This window comes from Rhodoferax sp. ZS1R25 (assembly GCF_056521335.1).
On the sequence record NZ_JBWMAZ010000002.1, the window covers coordinates 1309610 to 1328514 of the forward strand.

Consider the following 18905-nt stretch of genomic DNA (forward strand, 5'->3'; position numbering starts at 1 on the left):
TTCACCCGCTGAAAGCTGCCATGCGCGACACCCTGTACGACATCGGGCTCCCCATTCTGGCCATCGTGGCGGCGCTGGCCGTGTTTGGCGTGTTCGTCAGCTTCGCGGGGGCCAATCCGCTGGACGTGTGGGTGCTGCTGTTCAAGGGCGCGTTTGGCGACGCGTTCTCGTGGCAAAACACCCTGCAGCGCGCCGCGCCGCTGATGCTCACCGCGCTGTGCGTGGCGGTACCGGCCCGCGCCGGGTTGGTGGTCATTGGGGGGGAAGGTGCGCTGGTGCTGGGCGGGCTGGCCTGCGCAGCCACGGCCTACTATGTTCCGCTGCCGGGTAATGCACTGGGCACGGCCATAGCGTGTGCGGTGGGTGCCGTGGTGGGCGGGCTGTGGGTGGGCTTGGCCGGCTGGCTGCGGCAGTACCGCGGCATCAACGAGACCATCAGCAGCCTGCTGCTGGCCTACATTGCCATCGGCCTGTTCAAGCATCTGGTGGAAGGCCCGCTGCGCGACCCCGCCAGCCTGAACAAGCCCTCCACCCATACCGTGCCCGAGCCCCTGCTCATGGGCGGCATTGCCGGCACCGATGTGCACTGGGGCCTGGTGCTGGGCGTGCTGGCCTGCCTGGGCCTGGCGGTGTGGATGCGCTGGACGGCGTCGGGCTTCTCGGTCCGCGTGGTGGGCGGCAACCCGCGCACGGCGCAGCTCATGGGCCTGCCCGCATCCCAGTTGATTCTGATCGCCTGCTGCATCGGTGGCGCCTGCGCCGGTCTGGCCGGCGCGGTGGAGGTGGTGGCCGTGCACACCAATGCCAATGCCTCGCTGATTGCCTTCTACGGCTATGCCGGCATTCTGGTGTCCTTCATTGCGAGGCACCACCCGCTGGCCATCATTCCGGTGGCCATTCTGTTTGGCGGCTTTGGTGCGGCGGGCAGCCTGCTGCAGCGTCGCCTGGGGCTGCCCGACGCTTCGGTGCTGGTGCTGCAGGGCATTGCCTTTGTGCTGATTCTGGCCAGCGAAGCGCTGCGCGATGTGCACTGGAGCCAGTGGCTGCGCCGGCGCACCGACCCTGTGGACACACCGGCCCTGCCCGCTACCGCAGAAGGAACCCCCTCATGACCGCAGACCAATGGCTCACCCTGTTCGCCGGCATTGTGGGCGGCGCCCTGCGCGTGGGCACGCCATTCCTCTTCGTCAGCCTGGGTGAATGCCTGACTGAAAAATCCGGTCGCATCAACCTGGGCCTGGAGGGCGTGCTGGTGCTGTCCGCTATGGCGGCCTTTGGCGGTGCCTACCTCAGTGGCTCGCCCTGGGTGGGCGTGCTGGTGGGCGCGTTGGCCGGCGGCCTGCTGGCGGCCTTGCACGGCGTGCTGTGCTCGCTCGAACGCGTGAACGATGTGGCCACCGGCATTGCGCTGATGCTGCTGGGCACCGGTCTGGCCTTCTACCTGGGCAAGCCGCTGATACAGCCGCAGGCACCACAAATTCCGGCGATGGAGCTGGGCTTGTGGAGCGATTCATCGGCCGTGCGCTCGGCCCTGCAGGTCAACATGCTGCTGCCACTGGGCCTGGCCCTCGCGGTGTTCATGGGGTGGGCCTTCAAGCGCACGCGCTACGGCCTCCTGGTGCGCATGGCAGGCGACTCGGCCCATGCGGCACGGGCGCTGGGTTATTCGGTAGGCGGCATCCGCGTCATCGCCACCACACTGGGCGGCATGATCGCCGGCCTGGGCGGCGCATCGCTCACCCTGTTTTATCCCGGTAGCTGGAACGAAGGAATCTCCAGCGGCCAAGGCCTGATCGCCGTGGCGCTGGTGATCTTTGCGCGCTGGAGCCCGCTGCGCTGCATCCTGGCTGCGGCGCTGTTCGGTGGCGCGGGCGCCATTGGCCCGGCCCTGCAGTCGGCCGGCATCGGTTGGGGCTACCACCTCTTCAACACGGTTCCCTACGCACTCACCCTGCTGATTCTGGTCATCACCTGCAAACCCGGCAGCGTGGCCCAGGGCAGCCCGGGCGAACTGTCTTCCCGTTGATCTGAACGCACGCCAAGCACCATGCACATACAAGCCAACCCCTACGCCTGGCCCTGGAACGGGGACCTGCGGCCGGAGAACACGGCCCTCCTCGTCATCGACATGCAGACCGACTTCTGCGGTGTGGGCGGCTATGTGGACAAGATGGGCTACGACATCTCGCTCACCCGCGCGCCCATTGCGCCGTTGAGGGTCTTGATGCCCGCCTTGCGTGCGGCGGGCTACGCCGTCATGCACACGCGTGAAGGCCACCGGCCCGATCTGTCAGACCTGCCAGCCAACAAGCGCTGGCGCTCGCAGCAGATTGGCACCGACGGCGTGGGCATTGGCGATGCGGGCCCCTGCGGGCGCATTCTGGTGCGTGGCGAGCCGGGCTGGGAGCTGATTCCCGAGCTCGCACCGCTGCCGGGCGAGGTGGTGATTGACAAGCCCGGCAAGGGCTCGTTCTACGCCACGGACCTGGAACTGGTGCTGCGCACACGCGGCATCACCAACCTGCTGCTGGCCGGCATCACCACCGACGTGTGCGTGCACACCACCATGCGCGATGCCAACGACCGAGGCTTTGAATGCCTGTTGCTGTCCGACTGCACCGCCGCCACCGACCACGGAAACCACCTGGCCGCGCTGAAGATGATCACCATGCAGGGCGGCGTGTTTGGCGCGCATGCACCCTCGAGCGCCGTGCTCGCGGCGCTGTCTTCGGTTCACAGCTAGCAAGGACTGCCATGACCTCTGCCGCCACCGCCACGCCCATTGGCGCCCTGCCCGCCCAGACCGGCGCGCTGGCGCTGGATACCTACGAGTTGACCAAGCGCTTTGGCAGCTTCACCGCCATGGACCGCGTCACCATGAAGGTGGAGCCCGGCACCGTGCACGCCCTGCTGGGGGAGAACGGTGCGGGCAAGAGCACGCTGGTGAAATGCGTGGCTGGTTTTCAGCGGGCCGAGGAAGGCAGCATCCTCATCGACGGGCGCGAGCAGGACATTGCCAACCCCATCGTCGCGCGCGCGCTGGGCATTGGCATGGTGTACCAGCACTTCACGCTGGCACCTGGCATGACGGTGGCCGAAAACCTGCTCCTGGCCGCCGACCGCGTGCCCCTGGTGGTGGACTGGAAAGCCAAGCGCGCCGAGCTGCAGGCATTTTTGGCGACCACGCCCTTCAGCCTGAACCTGGACGCCTGCCCGGCCGACCTGGCGGCAGGCGAGAAGCAGAAGCTGGAACTGCTCAAGCAGCTCTACCTCAAACCGCGCCTGCTGATCCTGGACGAACCCACCTCGGTACTGACTCCTCAGGAGGCCGACGAGGTGCTGGGCCACATCCGCGACTTTGCGCGGCGCGGCGAATGCACCGTCATCATCATCACCCACAAGTTCCGCGAAGTGATGGCCTACGCCGACGCGGTGACCGTGCTGCGCAAGGGCCGGGCCGTGCACCACTGCCGCGTGGCCGACACCACCCCCACGCTGCTGGCCGAGGCCATGATGGGCGAGGCGGCCAACGCTGCTCCAGCCGGCGATTCTGCGCCAAAAGTGCCTGTAGCCCCCGTGGATACTGCGCAAGCAGCTACTGATTCAATAGCAGAATCGACCACGCCTGCACTGCAGGTAGACGGCCTGCACGCGCTGGGCGACCGCGGCACGCTGGCGCTGCATGGGTTGAGCCTGTCCGTCATGCCCGGCGAAATCCTTGGCGTGGCGGGCGTGTCTGGCAATGGCCAGCGTGAGCTGGTAGAGGCGCTGGTGGGCCAGCGCACACGCTTGTCGGGCCAGGTGCAGGTGATGGGCCAGCCCTATGCGGCCACACGGCTGGAGAACCGCGCGCTCAAGGTGCGCAGCCTGCCCGAAGAGCCGCTGCGCAATGCCTGCGTCGGCAACCTCAGCGTGGCCGAGAACATGGCCCTGCGCGACTTCGACCAGCCGCCGCTGGCAAGTTCGGCGTTTGGCGGCGTGCTGCGCTTTCCGACCTGGCGGGCCCGCGCACGCGCCTGGATTGCCGAGTACGGCATCAAAACCCAGGGCGAAGACGCGCCCATCCGCAGCCTGTCGGGCGGCAATGTGCAACGCGCCGTGCTGGCGCGCGAGCTGGCGGGCGACATCAATGTGCTGATTGCGGCCAACCCGGTGTTCGGGCTGGACTTTGCCGCCGTGGCCGAAATCCACAGCCGACTGCGCCAGGTGCGCGGCCGTGGGGCCGGCGTGCTGCTCATCAGCGAAGACCTGGACGAGCTGCTGGAGCTGGCCGACCGCATCGTGGTGATGAGCGAAGGCCGCATCGTCTTCGAGACCACGGCCGCCGCGGCCGACCGCCACGTGCTGGGTGCCCACATGGGCGGTGGCGCGCATGGGGAAGCCCATGGCGACACTGCTTCAACTGCTACCATTCCCCTTTGAAAAAACCGCTGCATGACTGCCTCTTCCACTCCCCTGCTCTCCCTGCCGGCTACGCCCTTTGCCTACGACTTTGCCGTGGCGCACACGGCGCTGGTCATCATCGACATGCAGCGTGATTTTGTGGAACCCGGCGGCTTTGGCGAGACACTGGGCAACGATGTGTCGCTGCTCACGGCCATCGTGCCGGCCTGCCAGGCCATGCTGGGCGCGTGGCGCGCAGCAGGTGGCACCGTGGTGCACACCCGCGAGGCCCACAGCGCCGACCTGGCGGACTGCCCGCCTGCCAAGCGCAACCGCGGCAACCCCACGCTGCGCATTGGCGATGTGGGGCCCATGGGTCGCATTCTGGTGGCCGGTGAACCGGGCAACGACATCATTGCCGAGCTGGCGCCGCTGCCTGGCGAGATCGTCATCAACAAGCCCGGCAAGGGCGCCTTCTACGCCACTGGCCTGCACGAGATGCTGACCGACCTGGGCATCACCCACCTGCTCTTCATGGGCGTGACCACCGAGGTCTGCGTGCAGACCTCCATGCGCGAGGCCAACGACCGCGGCTATGACTGCCTGCTGCTGGTGGACTGCACGGAGAGCTACTTTCCGCACTTCAAGGCCGCGGCCGTGGAGATGATCCACGCCCAGGGCGCCATCGTGGGCTGGACCGCGCCGAGCACACAGGTGTTGACGGCGCTGGCATCGTAGTGGCGACCAAAAAGCCCACCACCGAACGTACCTCGCGCGCCGACACGGTGTACGAGCAGCTCAAGCGCGATGTGGCCGAGTTCCGCCTGGTGCCGGGCGACCGTTTTACCGAACAGTCCGTCTGCGAACGGCTGGACGTGTCACGCACCCCCGTGCGACAGGCGCTGACCCGGCTGCAGCAAGAGGGCTACGTAGAGGTGATGTACCGCAGCGGCTGGCGCGTGCTGCCGTTTGACTTTGAAAAGTTCGAACAGCTCTACGACCTGCGCATGGTGCTGGAATCCACCGCCGCGCACCGCCTCTGCGAAGACGGCCTGCACGCCGCCAACACCAAAAACCGTGCCCTGCTGGACGGCCTGATTGCACGCTGGCTGGTCCCCGTGGCCGAGCGCAGCACCGACGCCGCGCTGGTAAGCCAGTGGGACGAAGCCTTCCACTGCACACTGGTGGAGGCCGCGGGCAACGCCGAGATGGCACGTGTGCACCGCGATGTGACCGACCGCATCCGCATCATCCGCCGGCTGGATTTCACCAAGCAGGCCCGCATCGACGCCACCTACGACGAACACGGCAAGATCCTCAAGGCCATACGCGCCAAGCGCGGCGACCAGGCGGCGATGCTGCTGCGCGCCCACATCACCACCAGCCAGACCGAGGTGCGCAAGATCACGCTGCACCAGATGCACATGGCACGGCAGGCCTAAGGCCTGCCGCCGCGTTCACAGGTAGCGTGTCTCCCACCAGCTGAAGAGCACGTCGCGCAGTGCGGCGCCATCGTCGTCACCGTAGTAGATGTCCAAGCCCGCCTGCTGCAGGGAGGCGTATTCACCCTCCTCCAGCACCACGTCCACCGGGCTGATGCGCAGCGGCACATTGGTGAAGCTGGCTTGGTAGTGCGGGTCGCGCCGCAGCGCGCGGTCGGCCTTGATCTGCGGCTGTTTGAAGTCTGCCGGTGTGCGCTGGTTGGTGTAGCTGGTGAGCAGCGGTACGCTGGCCAGGTCCTGTGCGCTGGCGCGCCAGATCTGCAGCTTGGCGGGCTTGAGCGAGAAGTTGCTGGTGCGCATGATGTCGGCGCCGCAGATGTTGGGCACGGCCAGCACATCCATCAGCGCCAGCAGGTCCACATGGTCACCAGGTCGCGACTGCTGGCGCAGGATATGGCCGCGTCCGCTGTGCACCTCGGTGCGCATGAACAGGTTGAACGAGTCGTGCACGTCGTCGGGCGTCAGGCCGTACTCGCGTTGCGCTTCGGCCTGGATGTCGTGGCAGTTGGTATGCACCGGCATGCCGTAGCTGGACTCATACAAGTAAGCACTGCAGCGCGGGAATAGCACGTCATTGCACTGCGCCGTGTCCTCCAGCAAATACATCATGGCGCGCTCACGTGGCGGGGCGGACCACAGGAAATGCCCCTTGGTGGGCAGCAGGCCGTGCACCGTTCTCGTGCGGCCGGTGTGCATGAATTCCTTGTAATCGTGCAGGTTGAAGCAGTTGAAGTCCAGGCACTGCCCGCCCTCGATCTGCTCGATGCGCAGGAACTGTCCCTGCAGCACTTCCAGCGCCTTGCCGGTGCCGGGCTCGATCACCCGCTCGTCCAGCAACTCGCGTGTGGCGTCCAGTCCGCTCACATCGGGCGCGGGCGGCACAGGCCGCACTGGCGCGGGCAGCGCACGCTCGCGCAGTGCACGTCGGACCAGCGACACCCGGTCTGGTGCAGCGCCCAACGCCACGGTGTTGTCGATCAGCGTGAGCTGCTGCTGGTTCAGAAGAAGGGTGACGGTGCGTTGCGGCATGGTGCTCCTTGGCAATGAAAATCTTGTATACGTGATTGCAGAAGCAGCGAGCAATGAACATGCCAGCGGTGTACGGCATTAGCCGTAGAAGAACGCCTGTTTCTGGTGCAAGGTACCTGCAGATGGTTGGCACAGAGTTTGCTGATGGGCATGCAACTTTTTGTATACCTGCCTTCCCACCATGCTGACCCCCGCCAAGAAAGCCGAGCTCGCCTACAAGTCGATCCGGCGCGCCATCATCGAACAGGCCCTGGCCCCGGGCAGCAAGCTGCCGGAAGACCAGTTGGGGTTGCAGTTCGGCGTCAGCCGCACGCTGATCCGCTCGGTGCTGAGCCGCCTGTCGTCAGAGGCTTTGGTTGATATTGGCAATAAGCGCACCGCCACCGTGGCCCAGCCCAGCCTGGACGAGGCGCGTGCGGTGTTCGAGATGCGCCGTGCGCTGGAGGCCGAAGCCGTGCGCATGGTGATGGCGCGCTGGCAGCCCGCCATGGGCGCGGCGCTGGAGGGCCATGTGCGCCAGGAGGAACAGGCGGCGCGCGATGGCAAGACGCCAGTGGCGGTGCGGCTTGCCGGCGAGTTCCACACCCGGCTGGCGCAGATGACGGGCAACCCGCTGATGGAGCGCTACCTGTCCGAAGTGGTGACTCGCTGTTCGCTGATCCTGGCGGTGTACGGCCGCCCGCATTCATCGGACTGCGCCTGCGCCGAACACCACGGCCTGATCGATGCGCTGCGCGATGGCAACACCGAGCGCGCCATCCAGCTGATGACCGCGCACATCCACGGCATCGAGAAACGCGCGCTGCTGCCCGAGCTGTTTCACGACGGCCAGGCGCTGTCCAGTGTGCTGTCCCGTTACACCGAAGAACTCAGCACGCCCGAGACCACGCATGTGCTGAAGCCCGCCCGTAAGGCCCCTCCCAAACGCCGCGCTGCAGGCGCATGAATATCCCTTCTCACCTGTCCCCAACCTCTAGGAGCTCACCATGACATCACCTTCCTTTGACCGTCGCCAATTCCTGGGCAGCAGCATCGCCGGTGCCGCCGCACTGGCCGTGGGCGGCTCGCCACTGTCTGCACTGGCGCAGGGCAAGACCACCACGGTGGGCATCATCTATGTGGGCCCGCGCGACGACTACGGCTGGAACCAGGCCCACGCCGTGGCCGCCAAGGCGCTGAGCCAGGTGCCGGGCGTGAAAGTGGTGGAAGAGGAAAACGTGCCCGAGACCACGGCCGTGCGCAAGACGCTGGAAGCCATGGTGCAGACCGACGGCGCCTCGCTGGTCTTTGGCACCTCCTTCGGCTACTTCGACCCCTTCATGATCGACATGGCCAAGAAGTACCCCAAGGTGGAGTTCCGCCATCCCACATCGCTGTGGTCAGCCGACAAGCACCCGATGAACCTGGGCGGCTACTTCTGCTTCCTGGACCAGGCGCACTACGTGAACGGCATTGCCGCCGGCCTGTCCACCACGTCCAACAAGATTGGCTACGTCGCGGCCAAGCCCATCCCCATCGTGCTGCGCAACATCAACGCCTTCACCATGGGCGTGCGCAAGGTCAACCCCAACGCCATAGTGCAGCTGGTGATTACCGGCGAATGGTCGGCCCCGGTGCGCGAGGCCGAAGCCACCAACTCACTCATCAGCTCCGGCTGCGACGTGATCGCCTGCCATGTGGACAGCCCCAAGATCGTGATCGAGACGGCCGAGCGCAAAGGCGTCAAGACGCTGGGCCACAACGCATCGCAAGCCAAGCTCGCGCCCAAGGGCTTCATCACTGGTGCCGAGAACAAGTGGGAGACCGTCTACAAATCCTTCGCGGCCAAGATCGCCGCGGGTGAGAAGCTACCCAACACCTTCTTTGGCGGCTACGACAAGGACATGGTGCTGAGCACGCCATTTGGTGCCGGCGCAACGGACAAGGCACGCAACGCCGCCACCGCCGCCATGGCCGAGATGAAGGCCGGTAAGCCGATTTTTGTCGGCCCCATCAAGGGCAACACCGGCAAGGTGGTCATCGACAAGAGCTATGGCCTGTATGACCCCTTCCTGGACCGCATGGACTACCTGGTGGAAGGTGTAGTCGGTTCCCTTTGAACTATCACGTGCAATAGGTTTTATGGACATCGACTTCGCCGAGCTCACCGAGTACCAGCGCTACAAGCTGATGGCCAGCCTCATCGTGCCGCGGCCCATTGCCCTCATCACCACCCTGGGCGCGGGCGGTGTGGTCAACGCCGCACCGTTCAGCATGTTCAACATGCTGGGCGAAGACCCCCCCATCGTGATGGTCAGCATCAACCGGCTGGACAACGGCGCGCTCAAGGACACGGCTGCCAACATCGTGCGCATGAAAGAATTTGTGGTGCACATGACCGACGAGGCCATGGCCGAAAAGATGCACCGCTGCGGTGAACGCCTGCCACCCGACGTGAGCGAGCTGGAGCGCGTGGGCCTGCATGTGCGGCCGTCCAAAGCGGTGGCGCCGCCCTGCATCGTCGAAGCGCCGGTGGCGTTTGAATGCACGCTGTGGGAGACACTGGAAACCGCCAGCCGGCAAATCTTCATTGGCAAGGTGGTGTGGATGCATGCGCGCGATGGCCTGATCGACACCGAGACCTGGCGCGTGCGCCTGCAGGACTACCACCCGGTGGGCCGCTTTGGTGCGAGCTTTTATGTGCGCTCCAGCGACCGCTTTGCCATTGCCGACCCCGGCGCTGCCAACGCCACAGTCACGCCCATCGACGAACTCTAAAAACCGTGGGGCAAGCTTGGCATAATTGAGAACAATTCTTATTTGAGTCGTTTTCATGCCCTCGCTCTCTGCCGCCCCGTCCCCACTGCCACCACGCCCCGCCACCCTGGAGGAAGCGTCGGCCCTGACACCGGCCGACTGGCAGGCCGCCACCGCCGCAGAACCCGTAGCGGCCGCGCAGTGGATGCTGCACTGCGCCCGACTGGGCCACGCCGATGCGCAGACCATTCTGGGCCAGTGGCTGTTGAACGGCCACGGCTTGGACCGCGACCCCGTGGGCGCCTTGGCCTGGTTTCTGAAAGCTGCAGCGCAAGGCCACCCCCTGGGCATCAACATGGCGGGGCGTTGTTTTGAGAATGGCTGGGGCGCAGACGCCGACAACTTTGCCGCCGCCAACTGGTACCGCCAGGCCGCCGCCAAAGGCCTGGACGCTGGCATGTACAACTACGCCAACCTGCTGGCCACAGGCCAGGGCGTGAAGCAGGACCCCGCAGAGGCCCTGCAGTGGTACCGCAAAGCCGCGGCGCTAGGCCATGCCAAGTCCATGACCAAGATTGGCTTTTTTTACGAGGACGGCCGTGTGGTGGCCCAGGATGCAGCTGCTGCTTTCACCTGGTTTGAGGGCGGCGCGCGCGGTGGAGACTTCCGCGGCCAGTACAACTACGCCAGCATGCTGGCCGCACGCGGCCAGATGGACGAGGCGCTGGCCTGGTTGCGCAAGGTGCCGCTGACCGCTACCCCTGGCTTCAAGCGGCTGGTGGGCGAGCAATTGCTGCAGTCGCCCCACCCCGCGTTTCAGGCCGTGGGCCAGCAGATGCTGGACGCAGTGTTCGTCGCGGCAGCGCCCTAGCAAGCCACGCCACCAGCGCACGTGCCAGCGGCCGCAGGGACACGGACTGGGGCACCTGCAATACCAGCCTGGTATCCGACTGAGCCCTGATTTCCAGCCAGTCCGATACCTGGACACCGTGTACGGCGCCGCGTGCCATGGGGGTATGCCGTCGCAGCGTGGTGTGGTCCAACTGAATGCACTGCACCAGGGTGGCCGTACCGACGGCGACGCGGATCACGGTGCCCCGCGGAATCTTCTCAAACAGGGATTGCCCCCGGGCCAGCGTGAGCTGGCGGGTTTGAAATGATGGTCCTGAGCGGCTTGGCATACGAAACCTCCTGCGTGCTGCGGTAAAGACCCGATCCGGTGGTGTCGGGCATGGGGAAATCGTAGGGCGCACGGCACTTTGGCAACAGGCACAGCGGTGCACTGTCTTGGCCAGAACAGATGCGGCATCAGGCATCTGTTACGGTACGGTTTTGACAAATCTGTATCTGTTTTCCCCGCTCCGGATCAAGGAACATCGGCCATGGACACCGCAATCATCGCCACCGCAGGACACCGCCCGCCCCCCGCAGCAGAGCCCATCTACCAGCGCCTGGCCGCGCACTACCGCGGCGCCATCCAGGCTGGTTCCCTGGTGGTAGGGGACCGCATGCCCTCGCTGCGCAGCCTGATGCGCCAGCACGAGGTCAGCCTGTCCACCGCCATGCAACTCAGCCGGCAGCTGGAAAGCGAGGGCTGGCTGGAGGCGCGGCCGCGCTCAGGCTACTTTGTGCGCCGGCCCTTGCGCAACACGCTGGCCAGCGTGAGCGAGCCGCGCATGGACGTGACGCCGGACCCCGCACAGTACGTGGGCATCCATGCCCGGGTGTCGGACTTCATCGCACGCGGCCGGCTGCACATGGTCAAGACCAATCTGGCGGTGGCGCGCTGCGCGCCCGAGCTTTACCCTGCCGAGGCCTTGAAACTGGCCGCCATGCGGGTGCTGCGCACCCACCCCCAGCTGTTGGTGTCGGCCTCGTCCCCGCGTGGCAACCCGGTGTTTCGTGCGGTGCTGGCCAAGCGCGCCCTCGGCCTGGGCGTGACGCTGTCGCCAGACGAAGTGCAGATCACCAATGGCTGCATCGAAGCGCTGAACCTGGCGCTGCGCGCCGTAGCCCAGCCCGGCGACACCATTGCGGTGGAATCGCCCACCTTCTACGGCCTGCTGCAGGTGCTGGAGGCGCTGGGCCTGCGCGCGCTGGAAATACCGACCAGCCCGCAGACCGGCATTTCGCTGGATGCACTGGAAATGGCGATGCAGACCTACGACAACATCAAGGCCGTGGTGGTGATTCCGCACCTGCAAAACCCGCTGGGCAGCATCATGCCGGACACGCACAAACAGAGCCTGGTGCAGCTATGCGAACGCTACGGCACCCCGCTCATTGAAGACGACACCTACAGCGAACTGGTCAACGAAAGCACGCGCGGCGATTCCCCTTTGCGGGCGATGAAGTCGTGGGACACCACGGGTGGTGTGATCTATTGCGCCTCGCTGCACAAGATCCTGGCGCCGGGGGCACGCGTGGGCTGGATGGCGGCGGGCCGCTGGCAGGCGCGGGTGGAGATGCTCAAGTTCAGCCAGACCCGCAGCAACGAAGAGTTGTCACAGCTGGCGTTGGCAGACTACATGGCGTCGCCCGCTTATGACCGCCATTTGCGCCGCCTGCGCAGCACCTTGCATGTGCAGCGTGAAAAAACGGCGCAGGCCATTGCCAGTTATTTCCCCGAAGGCACGCGCCTGAATGTGCCTGACGGCGGGCTATCCCTCTGGGTGGAGCTGCCGCAGAAGCTGTCCAGCCGGCACGTGTTTGACGCCGCCCTGGCGCAGCAGATTCTGGTGACACCGGGGCAGATGTTTTCCAACAGCCTGCGCTTTGACTCCTACCTGCGCATCAACTGCGGCTGGCCGCACCAGCACGACGTGGAACAGGGCCTGCGCCGCCTGGGGCAGATCGTGACGACTCTGTTGGAGAACCAGGCGCCTACCTGAACGTCTCGAACACCCCATCCAGGCGTTGGACATAGTTCTGGCGCAGTGACGCATCGATGAAGCTGGCGTCGAAGCTGTTGCGCGCCAGCGTGTAGGCGTGTTGTGCGGTCAGGCCCAGGGCCGCAAAGGTCTGGGTGTAGTTTTCGTTTACATAGCCACCAAAGTAAGCCGGGTCGTCCGAGTTGACGGTGGCCATGATGCCGGCGTCCAGCATGGCGCCCAGGTTGTGCTGCTTCAACGTGGGGAACACGCGCAGCTTGAGGTTGGACAGCGGGCACACGGTGAGCGGCATTTTGTCGTTGGCCAGGCGCTGCATCAGCGCGGCGTCGTGGATGGCCTGCACGCCGTGGTCGATGCGCTCGACCTTGAGCACGTCGAGCGCACTCCAGATGTAGGCCGGCGGCGCTTCTTCGCCCGCATGGGCCACCAGACGGAAGCCCAGTTGCTTGGCGCGGGCATAGACCTTGGCAAATTTCTCAGGCGGGTGTCCCACCTCGCTGGAGGCCAGGCCAATGCCAACGATCTTGTCGCGCAGCGGCAGCGCCTGCTCCAGGCATTCAAAGGCTTCCTCTTCGCTCAGATGCCGCAGAAAGCACAGGATCAGCGAGGCCGTCATGCCGAACTTGGCCGGGGCATCGGCGCAGGCGCGGTACAGACCGTTGATCACCACATCCGCGCTCAGCCCGTGGCCCGTGTGCGTTTGCGTGTCGAAGAAAATTTCGGTGTGCAGCACGTTGTCGGCCTGCGCACGTGCCAGGTAGGCGCAGGTCATGTCGTAGAAGTCCTGCTCGGTCTTCAGCACCATGGTGCCTTCGTGGTAAATGTCCAAAAACTCTTGCAGGTTGTTGAACACATAGGCATCGCGCAACGCCTGTTCGCTGGGGAAGCGCAGCGGTACGCTGTTGCGCTTGGCCAGCGCAAACATCAGTTCGGGCTCCAGCGAGCCTTCGATGTGCATATGCAGCTCGGCTTTGGGCATCGCGCGCAACAAGGCGGGCATGCGGTCGGCGGGAATAATGGGCAGGTTCATAGGGGCTCGCGATGCGGACGCAGTCGGTGGTTCAGACAGATGAATGGGATGGTACCCGTAATAGCAGATCGCGTGCCAGCGGGCTGGGACTGGTTGGAAACACACCGCTCATGACGACAAATCCGGGAATGCGCTTGACGCGGTCGGTCCAACGGCGGATGGCCGGGTAGTTCAACAAGGGAATACCACCGTCCTCGCTCATCACCACATAGGGGAAGCAGGCAATATCAGCCACCGTGGGATGCTCGGCGGAGCACAGCCACTGCCCGCCCTGCGCCTCGCGGAACCACAGGTGTTCATCGAGGATGCGGTACAGCCGGTGGGCCCCGGCGCGCGCGGCCTCCACATCCAGTGGGTAAAACAGCATGTCGTGCAGGCGCGCGGCGGAAGCCGTGGCGGTAATGCCATCGGCAAAGGCCATCCACTGCAGCACTTCGCCCAGAAGCGCGGCGTCATTCACAGGCAGCCACTGCTGGTGGGTGTCGTACCGCCGCGCCAGGTAGGACAGGATGGCCTGCGCATCACGCAACACATAGCCGTTGTCGTCAATGACTGGCAATTGGCCCAGCGGGTTGATCTCCAAAAAGGCCTCACTCTTGTGCTGCGCCGCCGGGTAGAAGCTGATGGGCTCCTTCTCGTAGGCCACGCCCAGCATGCTGAGCAGCAGCCGCACCTTGTAGCAATTGCCAGAGAGTTCAAAGTCGTAGAGTTTGAGCATGGTGCGAAGGCCTAAAGATCGAGAACCAGGGTAGGAGTTTTGGCGCGCGACACGCACACCATGGTGCAACGCTGGCTGAGCCTTTCGTCGGCGGACAGGTAGACATCGCGGTGGTCGGGCTCGCCCTCCAGCACCGCGGTTTCACAGGTGCCGCAGGCGCCCTGCTCGCACACGGTGTTGACGCTGACACCGGCCTCGCGCACCACCTGCACAATCGTGCGCCCTGCGGGCACATGCAGGGTTTTGCCACTGCGCTGCAGCACCACATCAAAGGCGCTGTCGTCCGCGCGGTCCAGTGCCTGGTTGTTGGCAAAGTACTCGCGGTGCAGCTGGTCTTCGGGCCAGCCCAAGGTACGTGCAGTCTGCAGCACCAGGTCCATCATGGCGCCGGGACCGCACACGTACAAGCGTTTGTCTGTCGTATCGGTAGCCAGCAAGTTCTGTAGCGTGTCGGCCGTGCCTTGCACATCCAAGCCGGTGTGCAACTGGACTGCGCCTCCCATGGCTTGGATGCGCTCCGGGAATGCCACATGCTCGGCCCCCCGCACAAAGTAGTGCAACACAAAGCTGCGTCCCGCAGCCTGCAGCTGCTGCGCCATGGCCAGCAAAGGCGTGATGCCAATGCCGCCGGCGATCAGCACGCTGTGCGCGGCATCCTGCAAGCCAAAGCGGTTCACCGGCCGCCCCGTGGACAGTGTGTCACCCACCTGCAGGTCGTCACACATGGCCCGCGAGCCACCGCGTGACGCCGCGTCGCGCTTCACACCAATCACATAGTGCGTGCGTTCGGCAGGTCCGTTGACCAGTGAGTAGTGGCGCACCAGCCCCCCGGGAGTGACGACCTCCAGATGTGCACCGGCGGTAAAGCCTTGCAGGGGCGCTGCGCCGTCGCTCACCAGACGGAAGGCCACCACATCGTGTGCGGTCTGCACCTTCTCCACCACCTTGAGACTCTGGCGCGCCTGGCGCTCCCCCTGGTTCAGCGGAATGGCCATGGGTTCTGGCAGCGCAAGACTCAGGGACGCGTGTGCCTGGGCTTCCAGGCGGGCACGCAGATGCGAGAAACGGGTGTTGAACTGCCGCTGCATCGCCAGGGTGGCCTCCGCATCCAAAGGCTGCGCACTGCCCCACTGCGCATGCAGAACGCAGCTGTTGTCGCTCTGGGCTTGCACCTGCACACGCACGCTTCCGCCGGGCAAAGTGCGGGTGTAGAACTGCCCAGTACCTGCCGCGCCGTGCACCTCCAACGGCCCACCCAATTCGGCCTCCAGCGCCGCCATCAGCGTGCGGCAGGCTACATGCACGGGCAGTGCGCGCAGCGCCACTTGGCCGCCCTGCGCAGCCCACGCGGGCACGGCAAATGCATCGGGTTTGACCAATGCCACCCACACCCAGCCATCCTGCTCGATGCAGTCAAAACTGTTCACACAGGCCGCATGGTTGTCACGCCGGCCCACCTCGGCCGGCACGGTGGTGCACTCGCCAGAGCCGGAAGCAAAGCGCCAGCCGTGGTACTGGCAACGCAGCTCCTGGCCCAGGTTGATGCCCATGCTCAGCGGCACGCTGCGGTGCGGGCAACGGTTTTCCCAGGCGTTCACCAGACCATCGTCACTGCGCCACAGCGCCAGGTTGTAGGCGCCCACGCGCGCATGGAATACGTGGCGCAAGGCCAGGTCGGCGCTGGAAGCCAGCACATGCCAGCCACGCAAAGCGTCCAGGGGATGCAGTACGGACGTAGCCATCAAACAATCGCTCCATAACTGACGTGCTTGGCACGTAGCCAGCGCCGGTAGGCCACCGACATGGCGTCAATTTTCACGGGGAACTCCAGGTTCCAGGCCAGCGGCAGGCGCTTGGGGTTGTGCGACTGCAGAATGGGCCGGTCTTGCCCAAAAATGATTTGCTGGAAACGCGAGATCGGCTCTTCGGAGCCTGGCGCATCGACATAGCAGAGCAGCGTGTGGCCGATGCTGCTGGTTTCCGACACGGGTTGCAGACCCAGCACAATGATGTCGAACTCGCGTGTGTCTACGGACGAGGTTTTCTTCAGCATCGCAATGTGCGGGTGCACCACGCGGTACTCGTACTGCGTGTCCAGGCCCTCACCGCCAGCGGTGGGCGAGCCTTGGGGTTGCCAGAACTTGCAGTCAGTGGCGACGATCTGGTCAGTGGCTTCTTCGTGGTGCAGCTTGTACGGCGGCACCTCGGTGTGCGGCTCTTTGCCCAGGTAGTCGGTGTGGACAAACGGGAAATGGCCCATGTCCAAAAAGTTCTCGACACAGCGCAGTGCGGAGGCCTGCACGCCAAAGCTGCCCGGGTGCGTGAACACGCGCCCTGGCACATCCCAGCGGGGAAACGCCACGATGTCACGCGCAGGGGTCCCCAAGCACACCCACACCCAGCCATGGCGCACCTGCACATGGGGCACAGCGTGGTCGCTGTCGGCAAACGTCACCGACACCTCGTCGCCCACGCGGCGCAGGGTCAGTGGGCGGTCAAACAGCTGGGTGTGCAGCGGCGCATGGGCGGGGATGCGATCTGGCGGGCCCAGGGTTTGCCAGTCGTTCCACAGCGCCGCATCGTCTTGTGCATTCATGGGGAGTCTTTCGGAGAAATCGCGTTAGGTTCCATTGTATTTTGGTATACCAAAATATCCAACACCCCAACCCCTAGAATCCAGCGAAACATGAAAAATCCTCGAGTCCAACACCTGGTGGATGCGGTCACCGCCGCCATCGTCGCTCGGCGCCTGCCGCCCGGCACCCGACTGCCAGAGCGTGAACTCGGTGACATCTTCGGCGTCAGCCGTACCCTGGTGCGGGCGGCGGTGGCCGAACTCAAGACCCACGGCCTAGTGGAGGCAACGGGTCCCAAGACCACCATCGTGGCCCAACCCAGCGTAGAAGATGCACAGGCCTTGTTCGAGACCATGCAGGTGCTGGAGTCCGGTGCCGTGCAACGCCTGAGTGGCCAGCTCAAACCCAAACAACTCACCCACCTGCGCCGGCACGCAGCCCGCGAGGTGCAAGCCCAGCGTCGCCAGGATTGGCTGCTGGCCAACCAGCTGGGGCGGGCCTTCCACACCGAGCTCGTGGCGCAACTGGGCAACCCCATCCTGTCGCAGGTGTTCGAAAGCCTGCTGACGCGCGAGGCCGTGATCTCCGCGCTGTACAACACCGAGTTCGACTACGACCACCTGCACGACGAGCACCTGGAACTGCTGGACCACCTGGAGGCCGGCCGCACGGCACAGGCGCAAGCCCTGGTCGTGGAGCACTGGACGCTGGTGGTCAAAGGCTATCGCATTGAAAGTACCGAGCCCGAAAGCCTGGACCTGGCTGCGGTGCTGCAGGCATAAAAAAGGCCACCCGAGGGTGGCCTTTTTTGAGTTCACTACGCGCCGTAGCGCGCGATGGCCGCTTACTTGGCGCCAGGAACCTTGCCTTCCACGCCCTTGACGAAGAAGTTCAGACCACCCAGCATCTTGCCGTCGGCCACTTCATCCTTCTTCAGACGTTCCTTGCCGGTGTTGTCCAGCAGGGGGCCTTTCCAGATGGAGAAGCTGCCGTCCTTCAGGCCAGCTTTGACTTCTTCAACTTTGGCCTTGACGTCGGCAGGCACGTCTTCGGCGATGGACACCAGGTCAATCGCGCCTTCTTTCACACCGTACTCGGTGTCGCCTTCAGACTTCCAAGTGCCTTCCAGTGCATCTTTGGTGGCCTTGATGTAATAAGGCGTCCAGTTGATCACGCTCGAAGCCAAGTGGGCCTTGGGGCCGTAAGCAGTCATGTCAGAGTCCCAACCGAAAGCGCGCTTGCCCTTGTCCTGCGCGGTCTTCAGCACGGCAGGAGAGTCGGTGTTCTGGAACAGGATGTCGGCGCCGCCATTGATCAGGCTGGTGGCAGCTTCGGTTTCTTTGGGTGGGTTGAACCACTCATTGACCCACACCACTTTGGTCTTGATCTTGGGGTTGCCAGTTTGGGCGCCCAACGTGAAGGCGTTGATGTTGCGGATCACTTCAGGAATTGGCACCGATGCCACCACGCCCAAAGTACCGGTCTTGCTCATCTTGCCGGCAATCACGCCAGCCATGTACGCACCTTCGTAGGTACGGCTGTTGTAGGTGCGCAGGTTGTCGGATTGCTTGTAGCCGGTAGCGTGCTCAAACTTCACGTCCTTGAAATCAGGGGCGACCTTGAGCATGGGTTCCATATAGCCAAAGCTGGTGCCGAAAATCAGCTTGTTGCCTTGGGTGGCCATGTCGCGCACCACGCGCTCGGCGTCCGCACCTTCGGGTACGTTTTCCACGAAGGAGGTGGCGATCTTGTCGCCGAACTCTTTTTCCAGCGCCTTGCGGGCGTTGTCGTGGGCGAATGTCCAGCCGCCGTCGCCCACAGGGCCGACGTAGGCAAAAGCAATCTTCAGGGGTTCAGGCTTGGCCGGTGCGGGGGCAGAAGCAGCAGGTGCTGGTGCGGGCGCAGGAGCCGGCTCTTCTTTCTTGCCGCAACCCACCAGGGCCGCACTCGCGATAGCGGTCAGGGCCGCTATTTTGAGCAATGAACGTTTCTGCAAATCTGTCATGTCACTTCCTTATAAAAAAACGAGGGATGAAAACG

18 protein-coding genes are annotated in these 18905 nt (G+C 64.7%); 12 read left to right on the forward strand and 6 right to left on the reverse strand.

Annotated features, from left to right (window positions below):
• Nucleotides 1-20 precede the first annotated feature (20 nt).
• The 6 genes from AC097R_RS16975 to AC097R_RS17000 are packed head-to-tail and all read left to right on the forward strand — an operon-like array spanning nucleotide 21 to nucleotide 5825.
• Complete coding sequence (locus AC097R_RS16975; protein ID WP_479599365.1) at nucleotides 21-1112, forward strand: ABC transporter permease; 1092 nt, start codon at nucleotides 21-23, stop codon at nucleotides 1110-1112.
• Nucleotides 1109-2026, forward strand: coding sequence for an ABC transporter permease (locus tag AC097R_RS16980; protein ID WP_479599366.1), 918 nt, complete (start codon nucleotides 1109-1111; stop codon nucleotides 2024-2026). Before AC097R_RS16975 ends, AC097R_RS16980 begins: the two co-directional genes overlap by 4 nt.
• 21 nt (nucleotides 2027-2047) lie before the next feature.
• Nucleotides 2048-2743, forward strand: coding sequence for a biuret amidohydrolase (biuH, locus tag AC097R_RS16985; protein ID WP_479599367.1), 696 nt, complete (start codon nucleotides 2048-2050; stop codon nucleotides 2741-2743).
• 11 nt (nucleotides 2744-2754) lie between these two features.
• Nucleotides 2755-4422: an ABC transporter ATP-binding protein gene (locus AC097R_RS16990; RefSeq protein WP_479599368.1), complete on the forward strand. Its 1668-nt coding sequence runs from the start codon at nucleotides 2755-2757 to the stop codon at nucleotides 4420-4422.
• Nucleotides 4423-4434: 12 nt separating this feature from the next.
• On the forward strand, nucleotides 4435-5121 hold the full coding sequence (locus AC097R_RS16995; protein ID WP_479599369.1) for a cysteine hydrolase family protein: 687 nt from the start codon (nucleotides 4435-4437) through the stop codon (nucleotides 5119-5121).
• Nucleotides 5121-5825, forward strand: coding sequence for a GntR family transcriptional regulator (locus AC097R_RS17000; protein WP_479599370.1), 705 nt, complete (start codon nucleotides 5121-5123; stop codon nucleotides 5823-5825). Before AC097R_RS16995 ends, AC097R_RS17000 begins: the two co-directional genes overlap by 1 nt.
• A 15-nt stretch (nucleotides 5826-5840) precedes the next feature.
• Here the strand turns inward: AC097R_RS17000 and AC097R_RS17005 are convergent, their stop codons facing one another.
• On the reverse strand, nucleotides 5841-6914 hold the full coding sequence (locus AC097R_RS17005; RefSeq protein ID WP_479599371.1) for a DUF1989 domain-containing protein: 1074 nt from the start codon (nucleotides 6912-6914) through the stop codon (nucleotides 5841-5843).
• Nucleotides 6915-7095: 181 nt separating this feature from the next.
• On the opposite strand from AC097R_RS17005, the gene AC097R_RS17010 reads away from it, so the two are divergent.
• The 5 genes from AC097R_RS17010 (at nucleotide 7096) to AC097R_RS17030 (ending at nucleotide 12541) form a co-directional block, all read left to right on the forward strand.
• Nucleotides 7096-7860 carry a GntR family transcriptional regulator gene (locus tag AC097R_RS17010; protein WP_479599372.1) on the forward strand — a complete coding sequence of 255 codons (765 nt, stop codon included), beginning with the start codon at nucleotides 7096-7098 and terminating at the stop codon, nucleotides 7858-7860.
• A 40-nt stretch (nucleotides 7861-7900) separates the two neighbouring features.
• Nucleotides 7901-9013, forward strand: a complete 1113-nt coding sequence (locus AC097R_RS17015; protein ID WP_479599373.1) for a BMP family ABC transporter substrate-binding protein — start codon at nucleotides 7901-7903, stop codon at nucleotides 9011-9013.
• Nucleotides 9014-9035: 22 nt separating this feature from the next.
• Nucleotides 9036-9671, forward strand: coding sequence for a flavin reductase family protein (locus AC097R_RS17020; protein WP_479599374.1), 636 nt, complete (start codon nucleotides 9036-9038; stop codon nucleotides 9669-9671).
• A 55-nt stretch (nucleotides 9672-9726) separates the two neighbouring features.
• On the forward strand, nucleotides 9727-10521 hold the full coding sequence (locus AC097R_RS17025; RefSeq protein WP_479599375.1) for a tetratricopeptide repeat protein: 795 nt from the start codon (nucleotides 9727-9729) through the stop codon (nucleotides 10519-10521).
• Between the two features lie 511 nt (nucleotides 10522-11032).
• Entirely contained in the window at nucleotides 11033-12541 is a 1509-nt protein-coding gene (locus AC097R_RS17030) for an aminotransferase-like domain-containing protein (protein ID WP_479599376.1), read from the forward strand.
• On the opposite strand, the gene AC097R_RS17035 is transcribed toward AC097R_RS17030, so the two are convergent.
• The 4 genes from AC097R_RS17035 to AC097R_RS17050 are packed head-to-tail and all read right to left on the reverse strand — an operon-like array spanning nucleotide 12534 to nucleotide 16885.
• A complete protein-coding gene (locus AC097R_RS17035; RefSeq protein ID WP_479599377.1) occupies nucleotides 12534-13571 on the reverse strand; it encodes an adenosine deaminase in 1038 nt (345 codons plus the stop codon). The two genes, AC097R_RS17030 and AC097R_RS17035, sit on opposite strands and share 8 nt — an antisense overlap.
• A gap of 31 nt (nucleotides 13572-13602) precedes the next feature.
• A complete protein-coding gene (locus AC097R_RS17040) occupies nucleotides 13603-14289 on the reverse strand; it encodes a glutathione S-transferase family protein (protein ID WP_479599378.1) in 687 nt (228 codons plus the stop codon).
• 11 nt (nucleotides 14290-14300) lie between these two features.
• Nucleotides 14301-16031 (reverse strand): PDR/VanB family oxidoreductase, encoded by a 1731-nt coding sequence (locus AC097R_RS17045; protein ID WP_479599379.1) that lies wholly within the window; start codon nucleotides 16029-16031, stop codon nucleotides 14301-14303.
• On the reverse strand, nucleotides 16031-16885 hold the full coding sequence (locus AC097R_RS17050) for an aromatic ring-hydroxylating dioxygenase subunit alpha (RefSeq protein WP_479599380.1): 855 nt from the start codon (nucleotides 16883-16885) through the stop codon (nucleotides 16031-16033). The genes AC097R_RS17045 and AC097R_RS17050 overlap by 1 nt, the downstream gene beginning before the upstream one ends.
• Nucleotides 16886-16975: 90 nt before the next feature.
• Here AC097R_RS17050 and AC097R_RS17055 point away from each other — a divergent pair, with 90 nt between their 5' ends.
• On the forward strand, nucleotides 16976-17647 hold the full coding sequence (locus tag AC097R_RS17055; RefSeq protein WP_479599381.1) for a GntR family transcriptional regulator: 672 nt from the start codon (nucleotides 16976-16978) through the stop codon (nucleotides 17645-17647).
• A gap of 62 nt (nucleotides 17648-17709) precedes the next feature.
• Here the strand turns inward: AC097R_RS17055 and AC097R_RS17060 are convergent, their stop codons facing one another.
• Nucleotides 17710-18870 (reverse strand): BMP family ABC transporter substrate-binding protein, encoded by a 1161-nt coding sequence (locus tag AC097R_RS17060; RefSeq protein ID WP_479599382.1) that lies wholly within the window; start codon nucleotides 18868-18870, stop codon nucleotides 17710-17712.
• Nucleotides 18871-18905 lie beyond the last annotated feature (35 nt).